This is a genomic window from Photobacterium japonica, assembly GCF_050337005.1.
GTDB lineage: Bacteria > Pseudomonadota > Gammaproteobacteria > Enterobacterales > Vibrionaceae > Photobacterium > Photobacterium japonica.
On sequence record NZ_JAKJSN010000010.1, the window covers coordinates 1 to 22,993 of the forward strand.

Consider the following 22,993-nt stretch of genomic DNA (forward strand, 5'->3'; position numbering starts at 1 on the left):
AACATTCACTTTGTATTTTTGACTGAATTTTCAATTTTTTATAAATAAATCACCGCGTTAAAAGCATCCCCACAAAGCATATAGGTTATATCTTCACCATTGAGCGCCATTTTTTTTACAACACCGATTTACTGACTATTCATCACTGCCACTTGACGGCATTTAACACGGTGTTAACGTTTGAATTCTCGTCTTATCCTGCTTTATTGGGATTGTGCGGTCAAGTCAGAACCTGCCTAACTATCTAGGCGTTTGCGATCATTACTTTTTACGTTAAATAACGCAATATGGTTCATTGAATTGCATATTATTTTGTGAGTATAGCCCTTAGAATAAATGAATTGATTAAGAGTTAGACGTCTAGAAGTAAAGGTTTCCTTTCTTTATTCGGTTCATGTATGATGCGCCCCTCTTATGTCTCCCGACATAACTGCTCTTGCTCAAAACGGATATTTGCCCGCGAGTCGCAACCCTATTGCGACTCACATTTCGCTAATGACAGCGCCCCGCAAAGCAGCCTCGTGGTTGACACAGAAATACGCAAATACCCCCAAGAGTATATAAAGGTTATGTCATGAATCTCTCGGCTAAGACAGTTGTGGTCATCGCTATTGGTGCTGCTTTGTATGGAATAGGCGGCTTGCCTATGTTCGGTATTCCTGTCTTTGCAAATACCACCTTAAAACCCGCAATGGCTGTGCTTGCCCTCTTTGGCGTGCTATTTGGCCCATTAGTCGGCTTCCTCGTTGGTTTCATTGGCCACTGGGTCACGGATCTGTTCGCCGGTTGGGGCGTGTGGATCACGTGGGTGATCGGCTCTGGCATTGTGGGGCTATTGATTGGCCTCTACCCAAAAATCACCAAACAGCGCATTGAAAAAGGCATCTTCACCCGTTGGGATTTTTGCCTGTTTGTTCTGCTTGCTTTCCTTGGCAACGTGATTGGCTACGGCACCTCTGCATTCTTGGATGCCGTGCTATACGCCGAACCGTTTACCAAAGTCTTAGCGCAGCTCACTATCATTGCCGCTGGCAACACCCTGCTCATTGCGATTGTTGGCCACTTCATTTTGACGTCTGTCGCCAAACGCAAGCAACAAAGCTATAACCTGAAAGAGGCTTACTAACGCATGTCCATTGAGTTTTCTAATTTCTCGTTCAAATACTGGGCGTTGGAACAACCGACCCTAAAGAACATCAATTTAACGATCGAGAAAGGTGAAAAGGTCGTGATTGTCGGCCCTAGCGGCAGCGGCAAATCAACCCTTGGCCAATGCCTGAATGGCTTGATCCCGTTTGCGATTAAAGGGGATATCACAGGTTCTCTGTGCATTGGCGGCCAAGACACACAGCACATGGATCTTCACCAGTGCACCAACCTTGTTGGCACGGTACTGCAAGACACTGACGGCCAGTTTGTCGGCCTGAGTATCGGGGAAGACATCGCCTTTGCGCTGGAAAACCAGATGGTTGCACCGGGCCCTATGCACCGTGTCGTGGAAGAAACAGCAGCGATGCTGGATCTGGATACCATGCTGCATCTGTCACCGTTTGATTTGAGCGGTGGCCAGAAGCAACGCGTGTCACTGGCAGGCGTCATGGTCGATGATGTTGATATCCTCCTTTTTGATGAACCGCTGGCCAGCCTTGATCCAAAAACGGGCAAAGCCACAATTGAAGTGATTGATCGTCTGCACCGTGAAACGGGTAAAACCGTGGTGATCATCGAACACCGTCTGGAAGATGTCCTGCACTGCGCGGTTGACCGCATCATCATGATGGAACGCGGCGAGATCGTCGCGAACATGACGCCAGATGCCCTGCTTGCCAGCCCTTTGCTTGAGCAATACGGTATCCGTGAGCCACTGTATTTATCAGCGATGAAAGCCGCGGGCTGCCAGATCACGGAAGTGGATAAACCCGCGAATTTGGCGACAATGGATATATCCAAGTTTGCCCCGCAATTAATGGGCTGGTATCAGCAGCAAACCACTGAGACAGAACACGGCGAACAAACGCCGTTACTGGAAGTGAAAAACCTGGGCTATTCCTATGATGACCAACGCCAGACACTCAGTGATGTCAGCTTTGTAGTCAACAAAGGGGAGTTTGTCTCTATTTTGGGCAAAAATGGGTCGGGGAAATCCACCATTACTCGCCTCATCATGGGGGTACTTGAACCGGATCACGGCCGTATCTTCTTTAACGGCGAAGACATTGCCGAGCGTTCCATTTTTGCGCGCAGCCAAGACATCGGTATTGTATTGCAAAACCCGAACCATATGATTTCGCACCACATGATTTTTGATGAAGTCGCCTCTGGCCTGCGTAACCGTGGCATGGCAGAAGATCGCGTCAAAGAAAAAGTCATGGCGACACTTGAGCTGTGTGGCCTTGGTCGCTACCACCACTGGCCGATTGATGCTCTGAGCTATGGCCAGAAAAAGCGTGTGACGATTGCCACGATGCTAGTACTTGAGCCGAAGCTGCTGATTTTGGATGAACCAACATCGGGTCAGGATTATTACCACTACACCAAAATGATGAATTTCATTCGTGAGATCAACCAATCACTTGGGTTAACCATTGTGATCATCTCCCATGATATGCATCTGGTATTGGAATATACCGACCGTGCCATCGTGATCGCCGATAGCCTGCTACTGGCTGATGAACCGGTTAATTCTGTCTTTAGTCAACCTGCGTTGCTTGAGCAAGCGAACCTGACCGTCACCAGTTTATATACCTTGGCAGAGCGCTTAGGCATTGAACGTATTGATCACTTTATTCGTTGCTTCATTAACCATGAGGCAAAGACACAATAATGAAAACCAATAAAATCAAATTCGGTATTAGCTATGTAAATACCGGCTCACCGTTGCATGCGCTAAACGGTATTACCAAATTTTTGCTGTTCATGGCATGGGTAACGGTCGTGCTAATGACCTTTGATCTGCGTATTATTCTTGCGCTGATCTTGGTCGGTTTTGGCTTACTCCGTCTGTCTCGTGTGCCGTTTCCTGCGTACAAAACATTGATGACGGGCACTGTCAGCGTGTTGCTCATGAACGCTGTCTTTATGTTCATGATCGCTCCGCAGCAAGGCACGGAGTACATGGGCAGCCAAACGGTATTACTGTCGGTGGCGGGTAATTATTCCATCACTCTAGAAACCCTGTTTTATCTGCTAACAGTCACACTGAAATATTTCAGTATGTTCCCGATCGCGTTAGTGTTTGTGTTCACCACACACCCTACCGAGTTCTCTGCCAGTTTAAATCGCCTAGGGGTGCCTTACCGTATTGCTTATGCCGTAAGCCTGACATTGCGTTATCTGCCGGAAGTCACCAAAGATTTCATCAACATCATGCATGCACAGCAAGCACGTGGTGTGGATATTTCTAAAAATGCACCGGTATTCACACGTATTAAAAACGTCGCGAAAATTTTGGGCCCATTGATTTTCTCAAGCCTTGATCGCGCAGATGTGATTTCTAACGCCATGACACTGCGTGGCTTTGGCCGCAATAAAGCCCGTAGCTGGTATAGCCAAAAGCCTCTGACTAAGGCTGACTTTGCCGTATTGGCTCTGTTAGGTCTGGTACTTGCGGCAAGCTTTGCTAACCGCTATCAAGCTGAGCAGCTATTCTGGTACCCATTCAGCTGATACCACAGCGTGATTATCTACCTCGGTGATCCAACTCTGATTTTTTCGACCCATGGCCAGCTTTGCTGGCCATGTTCGTATTCATCACCATCATTGAACTAATCTTCGTTACAGCACGTACCTTTTGGCACACCGCTTTGGTATTAACGAATGATGAGACTTCCATGACCCGAAATAAACCGACGGCTCCTTCCCCCCTATTTGATGACGCCTCTCCAACGTCTGAGCTGGAATATGCTGCCGTACCCAAAAGCCGTTTTGCTCGTATGAGTAAACTCGGACTGCTGGCATCACGGGTCGCAGGCGGTATGGTCTCAGAAGGCGTCAAACAACTTGCACAAGGCAACAGACCCCGTGCCAGTGATCTATTACTGACACCCGCCAATGCCAAACGGGTTGCCGAGCAGCTTGCCCAATTACGCGGCGCGGCGATGAAAGTCGGACAATTAATGTCAATGGATGCTGGCGACCTGCTTCCACCCGAGCTGGCTGACCTGCTAGCGCGACTTCGTGCAGAAGCCAAAGCCATGCCTATCAGCCAACTTAATCATCTGCTAGAGCGTGAATGGGAGCTGGATTGGCAAGACCGCTTTCAACGCTTTTCGTTCTACCCCATCGCGGCAGCATCCATTGGCCAAGTTCACGCAGCGACCACCTGGCAAGACGAACAGGTTGCACTCAAAATTCAGTATCCGGGAATCAAAGAAAGTATCGACAGCGATGTCGATAACGTCGCGACCTTACTGAAAATATCCGGGCTGATCCCTAAAGACGTGGACTACCAACCTCTGCTGACGGATGCGAAACAGCAATTGCATGATGAAGCCGACTATCTACTGGAAGCCTCGCTCCTCAAGCGATACAAAGCGTTATTGAGTGATGACCCGCGTTATCGCATTCCTGCGGTGTATGACGCACTCACCACGGAACATATCCTCGCCATGGAATTTGTGGAGGGGGAACCCGTTGAGCACCTGCACACACAACCACAAGCCGTACGGAATTATGTCATGGCACTGGCCTTTGAACTGTTGTTCAAGGAAATGTTTACTTTCCGCTTGGTACAAACGGATCCCAATTTTGCCAACTTCCTGTATGACATTGAGCACCGTCAACTCGTATTGTTGGATTTCGGTGCGACCCGTCAGTATCCCGAGCACATTGCCACGGGCTATCAAGCGCTGATCAGTCATGCGATACATGACAACGATATAGAGATGCAAAATGCCCTCAAACAAATCGGGTTCTTCAGTCAACCCATTACTACTCGCCAACAGCAAGCCGTGGTGGACCTGTGTAAAGAAGCCTGTGAGCCGGTGATTTATGACGGTGTGTTCGACTTTGGCCGAACAGATTTAGCACAACGCATTCGTGATGCGGGCACGGCGCTGAGTACGCGAGAAAACTATTGGCATACCCCACCCGCTGATGCCATTTTCTTTCACCGCAAGCTTGGCGGTCTCTACCTACTGGCTGCTCGCCTGAAAGCACAGGTGAACGTACGCGCACTGTTTATGCCTTACTACCTGTCCGTATAGACAAGTATTTTATAACTAAAACGTTATATCGAAGCGCCCTATAAGCACTTTTCTTACCCTGCTTTACCGTGACCAATGAGTGAGATCTTGGTCACATTCTTTATTTTTGCCTAACTCCTCAGCAATCCCTGAACAGCCCCTCAGCGTATGCATTTTACGCATACCATAGTTGAATTTTGCTCATTTGAGTCATGTGATCGAATCCACTATCATCCGGCCTCTTTTTTCGCATTGAGGTATTCATGTTCTCGCAATCTCTACGTGCGCAGTTGATCCGTATGACGATTTTACTGGCGATCACTTTAGTGGGTGTGCACCACTGCCAGCCTCTGTTGGACGCATTGGCAGCACATGCGATGAGCGGTGGTTGCCATCAGCAAAATTCAACAAGCCCTAACTATTCAGGACTTTAAACACAATGAGTATTTTTCGTTTTCCACTCCTCGTTTGGATGGGAATTGGGACACTAATTATCAGCCTAGGGATCAGGCAGTCATTTGGTATCTTCATGATGCCTATCTCGACCCATTTTGATACGGGCCGAGAATTTTTTAGCCTTGCGATTGCCTTGCAGAACCTTCTTTTTGGTGTATTCCAACCTTTTGTCGGCATGGCAGCAGACCGCTGGGGCGCTCAACGTGTGATTTGGACGGGGGCGATTGCGTATGCGCTGGGCCTGTACTTGACGTCTATTGCCCTTGAACCCAACTGGCTATTCCTGACGCTGGGTGGCTTGGTCGGTCTCGGCTTGAGTGCCACCAGCTACGTGATTGTACTGGGGGCGGTTGCCCGTGTAGTACCTGCAGAGCACACAGCCAAAGCCTTTGGTTTAACCACTGCTGCCGGTTCGTTCGGTATGTTTGCGGTGATCCCGGGGGCGCAGTACCTACTGAGTGATTTCAACTGGCAAACCGCCCTACAAGTGTTTGCAATACTGTGTGGCCTAATTTTGGCTTTCTCATGCTTCATGAAAACCAAACCAGCAGCGACACCTGCCGGCCAAGCACCAGAGCAAGAACAAACGCTACGTGAAGCTTTGAGCGAAGCGTTCCACCACCGCGGTTACTGGCTCATCCATTTAGGCTTCTTTGTCTGTGGTTTCCACGTGATGTTCATTGCCACACACTTACCAAGCTATTTAGCCGACAAAGGCCTGCCTGCATCTGCGGCAGCCATGGCGCTGGCCTATGTGGGGATCTTCAATATCTTCGGGAGTTATTTCTGGGGTGTGATGGGTGACAAGTTCAGCAAACGCTATGTGATGACCGCGTTGTACCTGATGCGTACCGTTGTGATTGCTTGCTTTGTGTTGTTCCCTGTCACCGTGGAAACAGCGGCGATCTTTGGCGGTGCGATTGGTTTCTGTTGGTTGGGTACCGTGCCGTTGACGTCAGGCCTTGTCCGTCAAATCTTCGGTGCGCGTTACATGTCGACGTTGTACGGTTTGGTCTTCTTCACGCACCAAGTCGGCAGCTTCCTCGGCGCATGGGCCGGTGGCCGTATTTACGATTACTACGGCAGTTACGAACCTATTTGGTGGAGCACCGTTGTGTTGGCCTTCTTGGCTGCGTTAATTCATATTCCAGTGGATGACAAACCGATTGTGCGTCAACCAAGCATGGCATAACGCTGCACTGACAAGCAACGTAACATTCAGCGATAAAAAAACGGGCAGCTCACAAGGCTGCCCGTTTTATTTTTTCACGCTATCACACGGATATTCATACCGCATTCAATCTGCCGTTGCCGCGTTATACTCGGAACTGCGCAATCAACCCATCCAACACTTCGCTTTGTTTAGCGAGGCTCTGACACGCCAATTGAGCGTTTTGGACATGACTCAAGGTTTCCGTACAACCCGCGACAATATCGTGAATATTGTGAGTCAATTCATCCGTCACTGTCGTTTGCTGCTGAGCGGCTGTCGCCACTTGCGTGTTCATGTCACTGATCAACACAATCGACTGGCTCATTGCATCTAACGCGGTATTGGTTTGCTGCGCACGTTCAACCGTGTGTGTACCTGCGGCCGAATTATTGCGCATCGCCTGTACCGAGTGATCAACGGTTTCTTGCAGTTTCTCAATCATGGTATGGATTTCACCAGTACATGATTGTGTCTTGCTCGCCAAAGAACGGACTTCATCAGCCACCACGGCAAAACCACGGCCTTGCTCACCCGCACGAGCGGCTTCAATCGCGGCATTCAAAGCCAGCAAGTTCGTTTGGTCGGCAATCCCACGGATCACTTCTAGAATGGACGCAATGCCGCCCACGTTCTTTTCAAGCTCTTGAATCAAGCCGCTAGACTGATCAATTTCATTCGCCAACTGGCCAATGGCATTCACAGATTCATCCAGCGTCACCTGTACTTGGTGTGACTGGGTGCTGATATCGCTGGTCACGTTCGCCGCATCACTGGCGTGGCCGCTGACGGTCTGGCTAGTCGCACTCAGCTCCTGAATCGCGGCAGCCACTTGATCATACTGGCTTTGCTGCTCTTGCGATGCGTGCAAAATATTATTGGTCAATGCGGTTAATTGCTCCGCTTCTGAACGTACTTGGTGTGAAGATGCGACCACTTTGCCTAATGTGTGGTGAATCTTTTCCACAAACGTATTGAACGCCACCGCCAACTGACCGACTTCGTCATCACCCGACACATGTACACGAGCAGACAAATCACCATCACCCGCAGAAATTTCTTTCAACGTATCCGTCAATTTCTGCATAGGGTTCACCACCAAACGGCTAACCACCAAAGTGATCGCAGCCGATAGCAACAAGGTTAAAATCGACCCCACCACCAACATGGTATTGGTCTCTTCCGCATGCGCTTTCACTTCGGCTAATACTTCAGCGCGGTGCTTTTCAATGTCATTGCGGATCAATTTCAGCTGCTTACGCATTGACTCGAAGTCTTTTTCTGCCAGTTGTTCGTTAGCACGGTAAAACGCATTCGCATTCGCCGGATCGGTGATCATGATCTCGTAGCGTTTTTGCCATGTATCAAAGTTACGCTCTAACGCTTGAACATTGCGACGACTGGATTCAGGCAAGAAACCACTGTCAATCAATTGATGAACGGAGGAAATACGTGGTGCCGCTTTCGGCGCATTATCGTAAAAGTTGAAACGGTGAAGCTCGATGGAATCCGTTTCATGCTGCTCAGTCAGGGCCATCCCCATACCTGCCGCCATGACTTGGTACATATCGCGATAGGAATCTTCCAAATTGTCCAGCACAGGCTGAACCTCTTCGCGGAGTAAGGTATCTACTTGTTGTTGCTCGTTATAGGAACGGAAAACCTGTGCAATCAAGCCAGAGAAGGCCAATGCAACAATCAGGACCGGAAATACCAACTTATACTTAAAACTTATATTATTAAACCAATTCATATCTATCCTTGATCAAAAACTTTGTCATGCTTTTCTGTTTGCACCTCAAAGGAATTTGATATCTCGCTTCTTGTAAAAATCATACCTATGTCGGCATGTTAAGTGCAAAGTTGAGCATATTCTCCATGAAAATTTTTTATCAAGTTAATAAAAAGCATGAAGCTTTATTTCAATCGCAGGGAGGAGTATATAAAAAAAGCCCCTGACGGATTCGTCAGAGGCTCACATTTTACGTATTACGTAATGTATCAATATATTAAGGGATAACGCCTTACAAGTGCTCACCACGGCGTAGCGCATCAATACGCTTATCCAACGGCGGGTGTGTCATGAACAACTCTGACAGTGACTTCTTGCCATTGATACCAAAGGCCATCATTGACCCTTCCAGTTGAGACTCGTGGCTCATCTTCAAACGTTCCAGTGCCGCGATCATCTTCTCTCTACCAACCAAATGGGCTGAACCTGCATCCGCTTTAAATTCACGGTGACGGCTGTACCACATGGTGAGAATGCTGGCCAAGAAACCAAACAACACTTCCATGATTGAAGAAACAATAAAGTACGTCATGTAACTGCCGCCTTCGCCTTCTTCATCACTGTTGTTAACGCCACTGATGGCTCCGGCCACCAAGCGGGATACGAAAATCACAAAGGTGTTCACCACACCCTGCATCAGCGTCATTGTAACCATATCACCGTTCGCAATATGGCTCACTTCATGTGCCAACACGGCTTCCGCTTCATCGCGGGTCATGTTCTGCAGTAAACCGGTTGATACGGCGACCAGTGAATCATCTCGCTTTGCTCCGGTTGCAAAGGCATTAATATCACCTGAGTCGTAAATTGCAACAGTCGGCATACCAATACCGGCTTGTTGCGCCTGGCGAGAAACGGTTTCCATCAACCAATGTTCTGTCTCGTCACGTGGGTGTTCAATCACCATACCGCCCACTGAACGCAAAGCCATCGACTTTGACATAAACAGTGAAATTAACGAGCCACCAAAACCAAACAAGGCAGCCATCACCAATAAGCCAGAAAGGCTACCTGGTTGCATCCCCGTCACTGCATAAACCACATTCAAGACAACACTGAACACCAGCATGACTGCCAGGTTGGTCGCCAAAAACAATGCAATACGCTTCATAGTAAACTCTTTCTCCAGAAAAAGGCGTTGTTATTCCAACATAAGAATGACAGTACACACCACCGTGTCCGTCCTCATATTTCATCTTATAGTATGGTCGTCGAATCGAAAAACAAGGGAAAGAGATAAATTGTTACGTTTCGTGAGTTTGCCTGCTGCATAAGGCATCACTTCCTCTCAATGCCAAGAAAAGACGGCTTAATGGTATCACCTCACCAAACCGTTCACTGATCACATTTATTCCATGTAAACATAGTATGCGGTGCAGATTAGACTTTAGTCTTATTGAATGCATAGGCACATTGCACTATTGTCAGTACCAGTTAAAAGAAACTGTTGCGCTGTTGATTATCAAGGAGGAATGATGGCTGACCATGAGAACTACCAAGTAGCTATTGATATTTTGCGCTGTCATCTTGGTATGTCAGCTGAAGAGGCACGTAAGGAACTAGGTCTAGATGGAAACAAGACTGGCCTATCCGATACGCAAGATGCACTCATCGGCTTGATCCAAGACTAGCACTACCTGCTCGACCCGAATACACTCATCCGGCTTCAATCATGAAGCCGGATTTTTTGTTATTACGATCACGTCCTAACCTTCCCCCACCTCACTGCTGAAATTTTACCGGAATACACCTCACACTTCTGTCAGTGATATTCATATTAATATGCATTGTTTAAGCACGTCACAATTTATGTGTATGGATACAGAAGTCCAGTTGAGGTGATATTTATCCACTCCTCATTCCACACAAGGCATATTAGACTGTTCTCATAGCAAAGGAAGATACCAGGTCTGAATAAACGGAATGACACACGACCTAAACATCAGTTTTACACGTTCGATATTTTTATTTCGAGCGCGAATAAAAAACGCATAAATATAAACAATGTCACACGCTAGGATAATGCCCTATTTCCAGTCTAGGGCATTCATTTTCACTTGCTTAACCCTTTAATGGCATTTCACTGGGTGCGTTTATTCTGCGCCACAGAAATTCCATCGCTATGACTCGCTTTCAAAAAGGCATTTAGTTTTTCAAATAGACGGTTGCCGACTTGGCGTTAAGTGATGGTTTTGCATTGCCTCTCTATTCACGCTTTAACAAATGAATTATCAAGTAAGGACGCTCTATGTTATTTAAAGCGAAATCTTCTCGGCTTGCGTTAGTCATTCTTGCTGCATTATCCGCCCCAAGCGCGATGGCAGAAGTAAAGAATCAATTGACCATCGTGTCTGACTTCTACCCGGTTCTCATTCGTAACTTCAACCCCTACCTTTCAACCAACTTGCGTACGACAACGGACTTCGTCTACGAACCTTTGGTGATTTTCAACCAAATGCACGGTAACAAACCGGTCATGCGCTTGGCGAAAAACTACTACATGTCAGACGATTTGACCCAAGTCACTTATGAAATCCGTGACGGCGTGAAGTGGTCGGATGGTACACCTTTCACCGCAGCCGATGTCGTGTTCTCGTTTGAATTGATCAAAGCCAAACCAGAACTTGACCCTCGCGGTATCAACCGCTGGCTGAAAGATGTACGCCAGGAAGGCAACAATGTGGTGTTTGATTTAACCGAAGCCCACTCTAACCTACCGTATGAAATTGCCAACGTACCTGTGGTGCCGATGCACATCTGGAAAGACGTTGAGAAGCCAGAAAGTTTTGCTAACGAAAACCCCGTCGGTACCGGCCCATTCACAGAAATCGATACCTTTACCCCGCAGCTTTACGTGCAGTGTCGTAACCCACACTACTGGGATAACGACAACCTTGAAGTCGACTGTCTACGCGTACCTCAAATCGCCAACAACGACCAATTGCTAAGCCGTATTATCAAGTCTGAACTCGACTGGTCAGCGGCCTTCATTCCCGATATCGACAGCACATACGCGGCCCGTAGCGAGCATCACAAATACTGGTACCCAGCGGCCAGTACGCAAGCGTTCATGCTGAACTTCAACTCCCCGAAACCGGGCAACCATGAAGCCATCAATAACGTTGACTTCCGCCGCGCCTTCTCTATGTCGATTGACCGTCAGAAGATCATTGATATTGCCTTCTACGGTAACGGCGTAGTGAATGATTACGCGTCTGGCCTAGGTAAAGTATTTGAGTTTTGGGCTGATAAAGACATTTACAACAAGTACAAAGGCTACAACACTTACAACCTGAAAGGGGCAAAAGCGCTTCTTGAAAAAGCCGGCTTTAAAGACATCGACGGCGATGGCTATGTAGAAACCCCAACCGGTAAGCCGATTTTGATGGAAGTGCAGTCACCCAATGGCTGGACCGATTTCAACAACACCGTACAACTGGGGGTAGAACAGCTACGCGCGGTCGGGATCAATGCCACCGCCCGTACTTCAGACTTTGCCGTGTACAACAAAGCCATGGTATCAGGCACGTATGACGTAGCCTACACCAACTACTTTAACGGCGCCGATCCGCACCGTTACTGGAGCAGCGGTTACCACTCACAGAACCAAACTGGCGGTAACATGCCTCGCTTTGCGATGCATTTCTTTAAGAACGCCCAGCTCGATGCATTACTGGACAAGTTCTATAAAACTGCCGTACTTGAAGAACAAAAAGACATCGCCCACCAGATCCAGCAAATCATTGCTGAAAACCAAGTCACTGTCCCTGTGATGTCTGGGGTTGACGTGTACCAGTTTAACGAAAGCCGCTTTACCGGTTGGTGGAGTGAGAGCAATCCAAAAGGCCGTCCATTGTCATGGGCGGGTGTACCGGAGCGCTTATTGCACGTGTTGGACTTAAAACCACGTAAATAACCGTACACCGCATCACAACGTGATGATAACAGCGTGCAGGTGATGTCCTGCGCGCTGTGACGTTGTTTATCTTTTTTTATTAGGAAACGACTATGTCCTTTTTTGTTCGACGGCTTTTATTCTATTTCTTAGCATTAATTTTCGCCGCCACATTAAACTTTATTTTACCCCGCGCTATGCCGGGTGATCCGGTTACCATGATGTTTGCCAATGCGATGACCTATGTCAGCCCTGAACGCATTGATGCCATGAAAAAATTACTGGGATTTGTTGACGCGCCTTTATACGAGCAGTACTTCACTTATCTTGCCAATATATTCACCTGGAACTGGGGAACATCCATTAAGTTCTACCCCATTTCCGTGAATGAATTATTGGGCAATGCCATTGGTTGGTCTTTATTCCTCACCGGTACGGCCGTTGTTTTGTCATTCTGTATTGGCTCTGTGCTCGGTATTTTTGCCGCATGGCGCCGTGGCAGTTATTACGACGCCTTTATTTCTCCGGGTATGTTGGTGGTGCAATCCATCCCTTCGGTGGTGGTCGCCATGCTGGTCATGTTTATTTTCGCCATCGGTCTGGAATGGTTCCCTGCTGGGAATGCCTACACTTCCGGTACCACGCCTGACTGGTCCAGCTGGGCCTTCTACAAAGACGTGCTCTACCACGCGGCCTTGCCGCTGTTGTGTGCCACGTTATCCCAGATCGGCGGGTTCTTGATCAACATGCGTAACAACATGATCAACCTGCTGAATGAAGACTTCATCACCATGGCGAAAGCGAAAGGCCTGAGCGAAAACCGTGTTGTTTTCAACTATGCCGCCCGTAACGCCATGCTGCCAAGTGTGACCGCGCTGTCGATGGCACTGGGTACGGCCATCAGTGGCCAGTTGATTGTCGAGATGATCTTCAACTACCCCGGCCTAGGCACGGTACTACTGAACGCCATTCATGCCCGTGACTACCAGGTACTGCAAGGTCAGTTACTGCTGATGACACTGTTCATGCTGTTCTTCAACTTCATGGCTGACATTTTGATTGTTTACTTAGATCCTCGCCTGCGTAACGGAGATAAATAAGATGAAAGGATTATTTCTCTTACTGACCCGCAACCACAAATCACTGGCTGGTTTGTGTATTTTACTTATGTTCATCTTCATTGCGTTGTTTGCACCGTTCCTGACCAAACACGCCCCGGATGTCGGTACCGGCAACCCGCATGAGTACCCGTCTTTTGTCGTGAAGGCAGCCCAGAATAACCCTGACGGTTGGGTCGCGCAAAATCTGGCCGTGAACAAGCGTACCTTGTACATGTCAGAAAAAGCCGATCACGTACTGGGCACGTCCCGTATGGGCCGTGACATTTGGTCACAGTTTGTTTACGGCACCCGTACGTCCCTTTCTGTTGGTTTAGGCGCAGGGATCTTGGTGTGTTTCTTGGCCACCTTTATTGGTGTATCCGCGGGTTACTTCGGTGGCCGTGTGGATGAGGTGCTGACCGCGGCAATGAACATCATGCTGGTGGTGCCACAGCTCCCCTTGCTGTTCATCATTGCAGCCTTTATTGGTCAGGCTGGCCCTGCCACCATTGCGATAGTGATCGCGATAACCTCCTGGGCATGGGGCGCACGTGTTGTGCGTGCACAAACCTTGTCGTTGCGAGAGAAAGAGTTTATCCGCGCCGCAGAGCTACTCGGTGAATCGCCTTGGCGCATTATCGCCGCAGAAATTCTGCCTAACCTGATCTCTATCGTGGGGGCGAGCTTCATTGGCTGTGTACTGCTAGCCATCATGACCGAAGCCAGCTTGTCTTTCTTAGGTTTGGGCGATCCGAACGCCATCAGTTGGGGCGTCATGCTCTACAACGTACAAACCTCATCATCGATGCTGGTTGGCGCATGGTGGGAAATTCTGACGCCATGTTTGGCACTGACCTTCATTGCCATTGGTCTGTCACTGCTAAACTTCGCGGTCGATGAAATCGCTAACCCACAGTTACGTTCACACAAAGGTTTACGCCGCTGGCAGAACGTGGCCAATCAAGCCACTAACGCACAAAAAGCACCGGCTGCTGCAACGGGTACGCCGATCACCCAAGCACCTGGGGAGATGAAATAATGACAACCCCACAAATATCTATCCGCGAATTGTGCGTGGACTACATTACCGAAGCGGGTGACATCCGCGCGGTAAACAATGTCAGCTTTGATATTGGTAAAGGTGAGATTTTCGGTCTGGCCGGTGAATCCGGTTGCGGTAAATCCACCGTGGCGTTCTCCTTGATGCGTCTGCACAAGCCGCCTGCATTCATTACTGGCGGAGAAGTATTGTTTGATGGCCACGGTGATTTGCTCAAGAAAACCGATGCCCAAATGTCTGCATTCCGTTGGAGCGAAATGTCGATGGTGTTCCAGAGCGCCATGAACGCCTTGAACCCAGTACTGACGCTGGAAGAACAATTCTGTGACGTGATCATGCGCCACACGGGCTTTACGCGCCAACAGGCCATCTCTCGCGCCCAAGGACTGCTGGAGATCGTCGATATTCACCCAAGCCGTTTGCGCGATTACCCGCACCAATTCTCAGGCGGTATGCGTCAACGTTTGGTGATCGCTATTGCGTTGGCGTTAAATCCGAAAATGATCATCATGGATGAACCGACCACTGCGCTGGATGTGGTGGTTCAGCGTGAGATCTTGCAAAAGATCTACGCGCTGAAACAAGAGTTCGGTTTCTCGATCCTGTTTATCACCCATGACTTGTCGTTAATGGTCGAGTTCTCGGATCGCATCGGCATCATGTACTCCGGTGAACTGGTGGAAGTCGCGCCGTCGCGTGAAATACTCACCCACCCTTATCACCCGTACACCGAAGGCTTAGGTCGCTCGTTCCCACCGCTGACGGGGCCTAAAACCCGCCTTGCGGGGATTCCGGGCAACCCCCTTAACCTGCTAGAGATCCCACAAGGTTGCCGCTTCCAAGCGCGCTGCCCAAAAGCACACGACATTTGCTTCAAGCAAGCCACACAGATATGTGAAATCGATGCGGGCCGCTTTAGTAACTGTCACCTCTTTACCCAAGCACTTACAGCGGAGTCACTATGAGTCAGTCACTCGGCCAACCGATCATTGAAGGCAAAAATCTGATCAAAGATTTTGCCGTGAACAGCAATTCCTTGAAGAAGTCGAAGATGCGCGCCATCAACGACGTCTCTTTCAAAATGTACAAAAGCCGTGGCTTGGCGGTCGTGGGCGAATCCGGTTCCGGTAAGTCCACCACCGCCAAAATGATAGCCAAAATGTACCCGCAAACCGCCGGTACCATTGAGTACTACGGCCGTGATATTCAGACCATCACCAAAGGTGAAGATCTGATGCAGTACCGCCGTGGGGTGCAAATGGTATGGCAGGATCCGTTTGGATCGTTAAACCCGACACACACGATCTTCCACCACATTGCGCGCCCACTGTTGATCCACAACAAGGTCAGCAAGGGCAATCAGAAAGAACTGGAAGAGATGGTGTACGCCCTGCTTGAGCAAGTGGGCTTGATCCCGCCGAAAGCCACCGCGGAAAAATACCCGCATCAGCTGTCTGGTGGACAACGTCAACGCGTGAACTTGGCACGTAACATTGCCGTAGGCGCCGAAGTGGTACTGGCGGATGAGCCGACCTCCATGCTGGATGTCTCGATCCGTGCGGGTGTCCTCAACCTGATGGAAGAGATGAAGTTCGACCGTGGCATGGCCTTGTTGTATATCACCCACGACATTGCCACAGCACGCTACATCGCTGAGGACTTGGCCGTGATGTATGTCGGGCACATGGTGGAATGGGGAGACACCGAAACCATTATCCATGACCCACAGCACCCGTATACCCAACTGTTAGTCTCCGCCGTGCCCGATCCCAGCAAGTCGATCCACACTCGCTTGGAAGGCAACAAAGGGGAAATTCCACTGTGGACACCGGAGAGCGTTGGCTGTCCATTCGCCGGCCGCTGTACACACACCACCGACCGTTGTCGTCAACAACTGCCGGATGTAACCCAGCTGTCTGACAACCATTTTGTGCGTTGTTACTTGTACGAATAATAAAACCCAATAAGAGTAAGGATGACTCCATGCAACAGTTCGATTTTGTCCGTGGCGATGACACCATTTACACCGCCACCAAAACGATTTTTCTGACCAAGGGCAGCAGCCCAAAGATCGAAATGGAACGTGACAGCCTCGATTACGACGGTGAGATCAGTCCGCACGTATACACGGTGGCGGATATTCAAGACATTGGCTACCTGATCGCCACCACGTTTAAAACCGCCTCAACCCTGAGTGTTATGATTGACGATCACGTGGCACCATGTTTTGAACGTGATGTTTGGGTGAAATGGCTCTCGTTTGGGTTGGCTTTATCTGCATACCGCTATCAACACACCACCAGTGCACAGCTACAACCTGACGTCGCAACTTTCCGTTTAGCGACCGGCTGCAAAACACTCATGGCCGCGTTTGACGAAGGACAAACGCTGGCTCGCAGCCAATTGATCGCACGCGAATTGATGAACAAACCGGGGAATATCCTTTACCCCGCCACATTTGTTGATGCCGTTGAAGGACTGGCGCTACAGGGCGTGTCGCTGTCTTATCTGGGTGATGAAGAGATGTTGGCGCAAGGCTTTGGCGGACTGATGGGCATTGCACAAGGCAGTGATCGCGAAGCGCGCTTGTTATGTTTGGACTACCACCCTGCTGACGCGCAAACCACGATTGCCTTAGTCGGCAAAGGGGTCACCTTTGATTCCGGCGGTATCAGTATCAAACAACCGCGTTACATGAGCACGATGAAAGTCGACATGGGGGGCGCCGCCTCGGTTGTCGGTGCGCTGCATGCGATCGCCAGCCTGAAATTACCCGTTCGCGTAATTGGTCTGTGTGGTTTGGTGGAAAACATGCCTTCCGGCAACGCGGTGAAGCCGGGGGACGTGGTCACCATGCTGTCTAAAACCAGCGTTGAAATCATTACGACCGATGCCGAAGGTCGCATGGTGTTAGCCGATGTGCTGCATTACGCCCAGCAAATGTATCAGCCGGATTACTTAGTGGATATTGCTACCCTCACGGGCAGCACCGGTATCGCACTGGGTAAAGCGTATGCTTCGTTGATGGGCAATGACGATACCTTCATGCACCTGGCACAACAAGCCGGTAACGCCTGTGCCGAAGCAGTATGGCCAATGCCGTCTAATCACGCCATGTTCCAATCGGCCTTGAAGAGTGATTTTGCGGATTTGCGCCATGGTAGTGAAGAGCCGGATGGCAGCCCGTGTGTAGCCGCCACCTTCTTGCAGCACTTTGTGACACCCGAGCAAAAGTGGATCCATATCGACTCGGCCGCGATGTCTCTAGGCATGAACCATCGCCATATTCATCCGAATGCGGCCAGTGGTTACGGTGCTTTATTGCTGACACACATTTGCCAGCAGATTATCGCGCAATAGCCCATAAACCTGACAAATAGAACGATAAACAGAAAAAACAGACACACCATGAGGGCGCGGGTTTCGCGTCCTCACACTCGCATTTTGAATTTGAGCCATTAAATGAATAACAAGGTAAATAACATGATCTTGCTTGCTAACTCCGAAGCTTACCCAGGTATTGAAGAATCTGCGCGCCGCCTACAGGCCGGTGAAGATGGCCTACGTGCATTGATTGAAGGCATTAAACTGGTCGAGCTGGATCCACGCGTACGCACCGTGGGCTACGGCGGTTGGCCGAATGTACTGGGTGAAATGGAACTGGATGCGTCCGTGATGGACGGTGACAGTTTACGCACCGGTGCCGTAGGCGCACTAAAAGGTTACATGCACCCGGTTGAAGTGGCGTATGACGTCATGAAAAAGCTGAACCATGAGATTTTGGTCGGTGAAGGCGCGGCGATTTTTGCTAACGAAATGGGCGCAGTGGCCGGTGATAATCTGATTGAAAATTCCAAGCAAGTCTGGTGGGAAAAACTGGCTGACGCGATGACACCTGAACAGCAAGCTGCGTTCCCCAATGTACCGCTGGCACCGTTATCAAATAACGCGACCGATCCAGAACGTGTCCGTGATACGACCGTCTTCTTGTCCTCTGACAGTCGTGAAAGCATCAGTGCTGCCACCTCCACGTCGGGATGGGCATGGAAATACCCGGGCCGTTTAGGTGACAGCCCAATCATTGGTGCGGGCTCTTATGCTGACAGCCGCTACGGCGCTTGTGCGTGTACGCACACTGGTGAGATGAGCATTCGTTGTGCCACCGCTCACGCTGTGGTGCTCTACATGAAAATGGGGATGTCATTGGATGAAGCAGTTTACGAGGCGATTAACGATCTGAAATACCTCAAAGACGGCTACACCGAGGGCGTGACCATCCATGCGATTGATAACAAAGGCAACCACAAAGTGGTAAGTTTGAACTGCCCAGGCAACATCACTTACTGGTTCTGGGAATCAGGCATGGACAAACCTGAAGAGCGTCAAGCCGAAGTGATCATGACCAAGTAACGCAACACCGTATTGCTGATGCAATACAAACGTTCTACTAATACAAACAACAAGGGGGCGCATGATGCGCCCCCTTCTTACTGTACCCGGCTTTAACCGATACCCGGCCTTAACGTTACTTCGTTAAACCCAACGGTGATAAATCAATGAACTGCCCCAAATCACGCTTTTTGATACCCGGCATGTAAGGGATTTCGCCCAGCTTCTGGCCTGGCAAATTTGCTTCCAACATACGAATGATTTCAGCATAGTTTTCGGTGCCCGGATTGATACGGTTAGCGACCCAGCCCACCACTTCCAAGCCGTCATGGCCAATGGCTTCTGCGGTCAAAATCGCATGGCTTAAACAGCCCAGCTTCACCCCCACCACCAAAATGACTGGCAGCTTTTCACGCTTCACCCAGCTAGATAGAAAATCGGTACGCGTAACAGGCACACGCCAGCCGCCCGCGCCTTCGACCAACACGGCCTCAGACTTTTGCTTTAAGTGCTCTAGACCTTGAGATAACACGTCAAAATCAATCTGACGGTTTTCTTGCTCAGCGGCTAAATGCGGTGATACTGGGGCTTCAAACGCGTACGGGTTCACTTCATCGTACGCCAGTGTAACCGGTGACGCTTCTTGAATGTACAGCGCATCCGAATTGCGCATCCCTTCTGCTGTCATGGCGCTGCCTGATGCCACAGGCTTATAACCCGCCATCTTGATATTCGCGCTGGCTGCTGCATGAAGAATGGCGCGAGAGGCAACCGTTTTACCCACTTCGGTATCGGTCCCTGTTACAAAGAAAGCGTTAGTCATTAATTATTACTCCAAAACAGACTTGATAGGTGGCGGGCAGTTGATGGTTCTCATCTCGATACGCTTCATAAGCGCGTTCCAAAGCCAATAGTGTTTTTCTACCGGCCAAGCCTGCTTTGCGCCCCTGTTGCAGATGTGTTGCTCCAATGCCTTTCAGATCTTTCATGAGGTCAACTGCCGCGTTGTAATGCATGGTGATCGGAAGGAATTCTAGGTCACCCATATGCGCACCCGCTTGCGCCAGCGCAAGTTTTATAGCCTTTTGCGAAAGAAACTCGTTCACATGTTGATATTGATCAACCTGCTGCCACGCCTGCGCCAGCTCATGCAACGACCCTTCTGCCAGTGTGCTAAATACAATACGCCCACCGGGTTTTACCACCCGACGTAACTCACGCAAGGGCACCGACAAGTCATCACACCACTGCAAGGCCAAACTGCTGAACGCCACATCAAACTGATCATCGGCTAGCGGCAAGTGCTCGGCATCTGCCAATAAATACGACACCCGATCACCGCAACGTTGCGCGGCTTGCTCCAACATCGGAGCCGATAAATCCGCCGCACACACGGCAAACCCGCGTTCGGCAAGTTGCTTACTGAAATAGCCCGTCCCACAACCGACATCCAACACACGGCTATTAGCCGCCTGTAGCGGGGGAAGCTTACCCAGCAAATGCTGCCCCACAATACGCTGAAATTCAGCGGCCTGATCGTAACGCTTCGCCGCTTTACCAAACGCTTTGGCAATGGCTTGTTTATCGCAGCCCTGCCCGCCTGAAATCGACTGCGTTATCATCCTGTTCTCATTCACGATGAAATACCTCATTGATCGCGACGGCTAACTGCTTCACATCCTCTACTTGATGGGCGGCCGTCAGGGTGATCCGCAAACGCGCGGTATGTTGGGGCACTGTCGGTGGCCGAATCGCACTCACCCAGAAACCTTGCTCACGTAATGCATCGGCATAAGACAGTGCTCGTTGGCTTTCGCCCAACACGACAGGTTTGATCGGCGTACTCGTTACCACCAACGGAATGGCCGGATCGAGCGTTTCTGTCAAAAGTTCGCCTAACTCATTCAGCGCTTCTCGGCGCCAATCGTCTTGCTGAATTAATCGACATGCATGGGATAGCGCATACGCCTGTGCGGGGGGCATCGCCGTGGAATAAATGTAGTGACGGGCAAATTGGATCAGGTATTCAGCAATAGCGTGATCACACAATATCGCCGCCCCTTGCATGCCAAACGCTTTTCCAAAGGTCACCACCAAAATATCCGGTTTAATCCCCGCTAAATCACAGCTACCACGCCCTTGCTCACCCAATACGCCACAGCCGTGGGCATCGTCCACCATCAGCAATGCATGGGGTGAAGCCACATGGTGAATCTCCGCCAACGGGGCGAGATCCCCATCCATGCTAAAGACCCCTTCCGTGACCACCAGCGTATTGGCAGAAGCATCCGATGCAGATGAAAGCAGACGCGCTAACGCGGCGGGATCGTTATGGGCAAAGCGCCGCATGGTGGCGTCACTGAGCATGCCCGCTTCCATCAGCGAGGCATGATTGAGCTTGTCTTGCAGCAACACATCGCCTTTTTGCAGCAAGGTAAATAACAGCGCCTGATTCGCACTGAAACCGCTGTTAAACAGCAACGCACGTTCATACCCTAGCCAATCGGCCAACTGAGCTTCCAGCTCTCGGTGAGGCGAGTGATAACCGGTCACCAGTGGCGAGGCACCACTGCCTGCACCGTATCGGCTTAACCCGTCTTGCCATGCCGCCAGCAAGACCGGCGATTGCGCCAGCCCCAAGTAATCGTTACTGGAAAAATTCACATACGATTGCTGCTGTGTGACGCGCCCCTTCGCCTCCCGCGCTAACGGCGCACGCTGGCGGTACAAACCTTGTTCAGCGCGCGCCGTCAGTGCCTGTTCAATGCGGGAGTTAAACGGACGCATCGTAAAACAGGTCGTCTTTGGTCGGGCGGGCAGCGACACGCTGTGCCACTTGCCCCAACAATTCTTGAGCTTGCACCTCATCTGGCTTGGCGGCTTGCTCTTCGCGGTTAATACCCAACTTGGCAAATAACTGCATGTCTTTGTCTTCACCTGGGTTCGGCGTGGTGAGCAACTTACAGCCATAAAACACCGAGTTTGCCCCCGCCATGAAGCACAAGGCTTGCATTTGCTCATTCATGTCTTCGCGGCCTGCTGATAAACGCACGGCGGATTGCGGCATGATAATCCGAGCAACGGCAATAATACGGACGAAATCAAACGGGTCGACATCATCCACCGCTTCCAGTGGTGTTCCCTTCACTTTCACCAACATGTTGATGGGCACACTTTCTGGATGCGTTGGCAGGTTTGCCAACTCTACCAGCAAACCTGCACGGTCACGGGCACTTTCACCCATACCGATGATCCCACCTGAACAGATTTTCATGCCGGCATCACGCACATGGCTCAAGGTGTCTAAGCGGTCTTGGTAGGTGCGGGTTGTAATGATGTTGCCGTAGAATTCCGGCGAAGTGTCGAGGTTGTGGTTGTAGTAGTCCAAGCCTGCAGTGGCTAATTCACTGGCTTGATCGCCCGTGATCATCCCCAGCGTCATGCAGGTTTCTAGTCCCATGGACTTCACGCCTTTCACCATTTCCAGCAAATACGGCATATCGCGTTCTTTCGGATTTTTCCACGCCGCGCCCATACAGAAACGGGTCGCGCCAGACGACTTGGCTTTTTCCGCCGCATCCAAAACGCGTTCCACTTCCAATAAACGCTCACGCTCAACATCCGTACGGTAGTGCGCACTTTGCGGGCAATATTTGCAATCTTCTGGGCAGGCACCGGTTTTGATCGACAGCAAGGTGCTGACTTGTACCTGATTCGGCTGGTGATACTGACGGTGTACTTGCTGTGCCGCAAAGATCAAATCCATAAACGGCTTTTCAAATAATGCTTGTACTTCCCTGACGGTCCAGTCGTGACGAACTTCCACGTGTCATATCCTCTTTTTCTTTTATTTTTCCTAGCTCACAGCGTTGGGCTGGGCCTTGCTCGTAACACCATTCCCAACAAGC

At 50.0% G+C, this 22,993-nt stretch carries 19 protein-coding genes; 13 read left to right on the forward strand and 6 right to left on the reverse strand.

Annotation, left to right across the window (positions count from 1 at the left end):
• Positions 1-574: 574 nt before the first annotated feature.
• From L4C36_RS03015 to L4C36_RS03040, 6 genes are all read left to right on the forward strand, one after another.
• Positions 575-1,126 carry an ECF-type riboflavin transporter substrate-binding protein gene (locus L4C36_RS03015; RefSeq protein WP_428476305.1) on the forward strand — a complete coding sequence of 184 codons (552 nt, stop codon included), beginning with the start codon at positions 575-577 and terminating at the stop codon, positions 1,124-1,126.
• A 3-nt stretch (positions 1,127-1,129) separates the two neighbouring features.
• Positions 1,130-2,824, forward strand: a complete 1,695-nt coding sequence (locus L4C36_RS03020) for an ABC transporter ATP-binding protein (protein ID WP_428476306.1) — start codon at positions 1,130-1,132, stop codon at positions 2,822-2,824.
• Positions 2,824-3,666: an energy-coupling factor transporter transmembrane component T family protein gene (locus L4C36_RS03025; RefSeq protein ID WP_428476307.1), complete on the forward strand. Its 843-nt coding sequence runs from the start codon at positions 2,824-2,826 to the stop codon at positions 3,664-3,666. The genes L4C36_RS03020 and L4C36_RS03025 overlap by 1 nt, the downstream gene beginning before the upstream one ends.
• A gap of 266 nt (positions 3,667-3,932) precedes the next feature.
• Entirely contained in the window at positions 3,933-5,204 is a 1,272-nt protein-coding gene (locus L4C36_RS03030) for an ABC1 kinase family protein (RefSeq protein WP_428476434.1), read from the forward strand.
• A gap of 242 nt (positions 5,205-5,446) precedes the next feature.
• Complete coding sequence (locus L4C36_RS03035; protein WP_169749957.1) at positions 5,447-5,617, forward strand: hypothetical protein; 171 nt, start codon at positions 5,447-5,449, stop codon at positions 5,615-5,617.
• Between the two features lie 5 nt (positions 5,618-5,622).
• Entirely contained in the window at positions 5,623-6,831 is a 1,209-nt protein-coding gene (locus L4C36_RS03040) for an MFS transporter (protein ID WP_428476308.1), read from the forward strand.
• A 124-nt stretch (positions 6,832-6,955) separates the two neighbouring features.
• Here the strand turns inward: L4C36_RS03040 and L4C36_RS03045 are convergent, their stop codons facing one another.
• Positions 6,956-8,602: a methyl-accepting chemotaxis protein gene (locus L4C36_RS03045; RefSeq protein WP_428476309.1), complete on the reverse strand. Its 1,647-nt coding sequence runs from the start codon at positions 8,600-8,602 to the stop codon at positions 6,956-6,958.
• A gap of 271 nt (positions 8,603-8,873) precedes the next feature.
• Complete coding sequence (gene htpX / locus L4C36_RS03050) at positions 8,874-9,752, reverse strand: protease HtpX (protein WP_428476310.1); 879 nt, start codon at positions 9,750-9,752, stop codon at positions 8,874-8,876.
• Between the two features lie 1,137 nt (positions 9,753-10,889).
• Here htpX and L4C36_RS03055 point away from each other — a divergent pair.
• The 7 genes from L4C36_RS03055 to L4C36_RS03085 all read left to right on the forward strand — a co-directional run bounded on the left by L4C36_RS03055 (position 10,890) and on the right by L4C36_RS03085 (position 19,106).
• Entirely contained in the window at positions 10,890-12,557 is a 1,668-nt protein-coding gene (locus L4C36_RS03055; RefSeq protein WP_428476311.1) for an ABC transporter substrate-binding protein, read from the forward strand.
• A gap of 92 nt (positions 12,558-12,649) precedes the next feature.
• On the forward strand, positions 12,650-13,636 hold the full coding sequence (locus L4C36_RS03060) for an ABC transporter permease (RefSeq protein ID WP_428476312.1): 987 nt from the start codon (positions 12,650-12,652) through the stop codon (positions 13,634-13,636).
• Position 13,637: 1 nt separating this feature from the next.
• Positions 13,638-14,675, forward strand: a complete 1,038-nt coding sequence (locus L4C36_RS03065) for an ABC transporter permease (protein ID WP_428476313.1) — start codon at positions 13,638-13,640, stop codon at positions 14,673-14,675.
• The gene (locus tag L4C36_RS03070) at positions 14,675-15,661 is read left to right on the forward strand and encodes an ABC transporter ATP-binding protein (RefSeq protein ID WP_428476314.1); all 987 of its coding nucleotides are present in this window, start codon (positions 14,675-14,677) and stop codon (positions 15,659-15,661) included. The genes L4C36_RS03065 and L4C36_RS03070 overlap by 1 nt, the downstream gene beginning before the upstream one ends.
• Complete coding sequence (locus L4C36_RS03075; RefSeq protein ID WP_428476315.1) at positions 15,658-16,650, forward strand: ABC transporter ATP-binding protein; 993 nt, start codon at positions 15,658-15,660, stop codon at positions 16,648-16,650. The genes L4C36_RS03070 and L4C36_RS03075 overlap by 4 nt, the downstream gene beginning before the upstream one ends.
• A gap of 29 nt (positions 16,651-16,679) precedes the next feature.
• Positions 16,680-18,056 (forward strand): leucyl aminopeptidase family protein, encoded by a 1,377-nt coding sequence (locus L4C36_RS03080; protein ID WP_428476316.1) that lies wholly within the window; start codon positions 16,680-16,682, stop codon positions 18,054-18,056.
• Between the two features lie 123 nt (positions 18,057-18,179).
• Complete coding sequence (locus tag L4C36_RS03085; RefSeq protein WP_428476435.1) at positions 18,180-19,106, forward strand: glycosylasparaginase; 927 nt, start codon at positions 18,180-18,182, stop codon at positions 19,104-19,106.
• A gap of 115 nt (positions 19,107-19,221) precedes the next feature.
• On the opposite strand, the gene bioD is transcribed toward L4C36_RS03085, so the two are convergent.
• The 4 genes from bioD to bioB are packed head-to-tail and all read right to left on the reverse strand — an operon-like array spanning position 19,222 to position 22,911.
• On the reverse strand, positions 19,222-19,908 hold the full coding sequence (gene bioD, locus L4C36_RS03090; RefSeq protein ID WP_428476317.1) for a dethiobiotin synthase: 687 nt from the start codon (positions 19,906-19,908) through the stop codon (positions 19,222-19,224).
• The gene (bioC, locus tag L4C36_RS03095) at positions 19,901-20,707 is read right to left on the reverse strand and encodes a malonyl-ACP O-methyltransferase BioC (RefSeq protein ID WP_428476318.1); all 807 of its coding nucleotides are present in this window, start codon (positions 20,705-20,707) and stop codon (positions 19,901-19,903) included. The genes bioD and bioC overlap by 8 nt, the downstream gene beginning before the upstream one ends.
• Before the next feature lie 7 nt (positions 20,708-20,714).
• Positions 20,715-21,872 carry an 8-amino-7-oxononanoate synthase gene (gene bioF, locus L4C36_RS03100; protein WP_428476319.1) on the reverse strand — a complete coding sequence of 386 codons (1,158 nt, stop codon included), beginning with the start codon at positions 21,870-21,872 and terminating at the stop codon, positions 20,715-20,717.
• Entirely contained in the window at positions 21,859-22,911 is a 1,053-nt protein-coding gene (gene bioB, locus L4C36_RS03105; protein ID WP_428476320.1) for a biotin synthase BioB, read from the reverse strand. The genes bioF and bioB overlap by 14 nt, the downstream gene beginning before the upstream one ends.
• Positions 22,912-22,993 lie beyond the last annotated feature (82 nt).

What these genes read in the sequence shown, in the direction of transcription:
- L4C36_RS03035 (WP_169749957.1), top strand. Translation starts at nt 5,447, where the DNA reads ATGTTCTCGCAATCTCTACGTGCGCAGTTGATCCGTATGACGATTTTA.
- bioD (WP_428476317.1), bottom strand. Translation starts at nt 19,908, where the DNA reads ATGACTAACGCTTTCTTTGTAACAGGGACCGATACCGAAGTGGGTAAA.
- L4C36_RS03070 (WP_428476314.1), top strand. Translation starts at nt 14,675, where the DNA reads ATGACAACCCCACAAATATCTATCCGCGAATTGTGCGTGGACTACATT.
- L4C36_RS03040 (WP_428476308.1), top strand. Translation starts at nt 5,623, where the DNA reads ATGAGTATTTTTCGTTTTCCACTCCTCGTTTGGATGGGAATTGGGACA.
- L4C36_RS03085 (WP_428476435.1), top strand. Translation starts at nt 18,180, where the DNA reads ATGATCTTGCTTGCTAACTCCGAAGCTTACCCAGGTATTGAAGAATCT.
- L4C36_RS03065 (WP_428476313.1), top strand. Translation starts at nt 13,638, where the DNA reads ATGAAAGGATTATTTCTCTTACTGACCCGCAACCACAAATCACTGGCT.
- L4C36_RS03030 (WP_428476434.1), top strand. Translation starts at nt 3,933, where the DNA reads ATGAGTAAACTCGGACTGCTGGCATCACGGGTCGCAGGCGGTATGGTC.
- L4C36_RS03015 (WP_428476305.1), top strand. Translation starts at nt 575, where the DNA reads ATGAATCTCTCGGCTAAGACAGTTGTGGTCATCGCTATTGGTGCTGCT.
- L4C36_RS03020 (WP_428476306.1), top strand. Translation starts at nt 1,130, where the DNA reads ATGTCCATTGAGTTTTCTAATTTCTCGTTCAAATACTGGGCGTTGGAA.
- L4C36_RS03025 (WP_428476307.1), top strand. Translation starts at nt 2,824, where the DNA reads ATGAAAACCAATAAAATCAAATTCGGTATTAGCTATGTAAATACCGGC.
- L4C36_RS03075 (WP_428476315.1), top strand. Translation starts at nt 15,658, where the DNA reads ATGAGTCAGTCACTCGGCCAACCGATCATTGAAGGCAAAAATCTGATC.
- bioC (WP_428476318.1), bottom strand. Translation starts at nt 20,707, where the DNA reads ATGATAACGCAGTCGATTTCAGGCGGGCAGGGCTGCGATAAACAAGCC.
- L4C36_RS03055 (WP_428476311.1), top strand. Translation starts at nt 10,890, where the DNA reads ATGTTATTTAAAGCGAAATCTTCTCGGCTTGCGTTAGTCATTCTTGCT.
- L4C36_RS03080 (WP_428476316.1), top strand. Translation starts at nt 16,680, where the DNA reads ATGCAACAGTTCGATTTTGTCCGTGGCGATGACACCATTTACACCGCC.
- L4C36_RS03045 (WP_428476309.1), bottom strand. Translation starts at nt 8,602, where the DNA reads ATGAATTGGTTTAATAATATAAGTTTTAAGTATAAGTTGGTATTTCCG.
- bioF (WP_428476319.1), bottom strand. Translation starts at nt 21,872, where the DNA reads ATGCGTCCGTTTAACTCCCGCATTGAACAGGCACTGACGGCGCGCGCT.
- htpX (WP_428476310.1), bottom strand. Translation starts at nt 9,752, where the DNA reads ATGAAGCGTATTGCATTGTTTTTGGCGACCAACCTGGCAGTCATGCTG.
- L4C36_RS03060 (WP_428476312.1), top strand. Translation starts at nt 12,650, where the DNA reads ATGTCCTTTTTTGTTCGACGGCTTTTATTCTATTTCTTAGCATTAATT.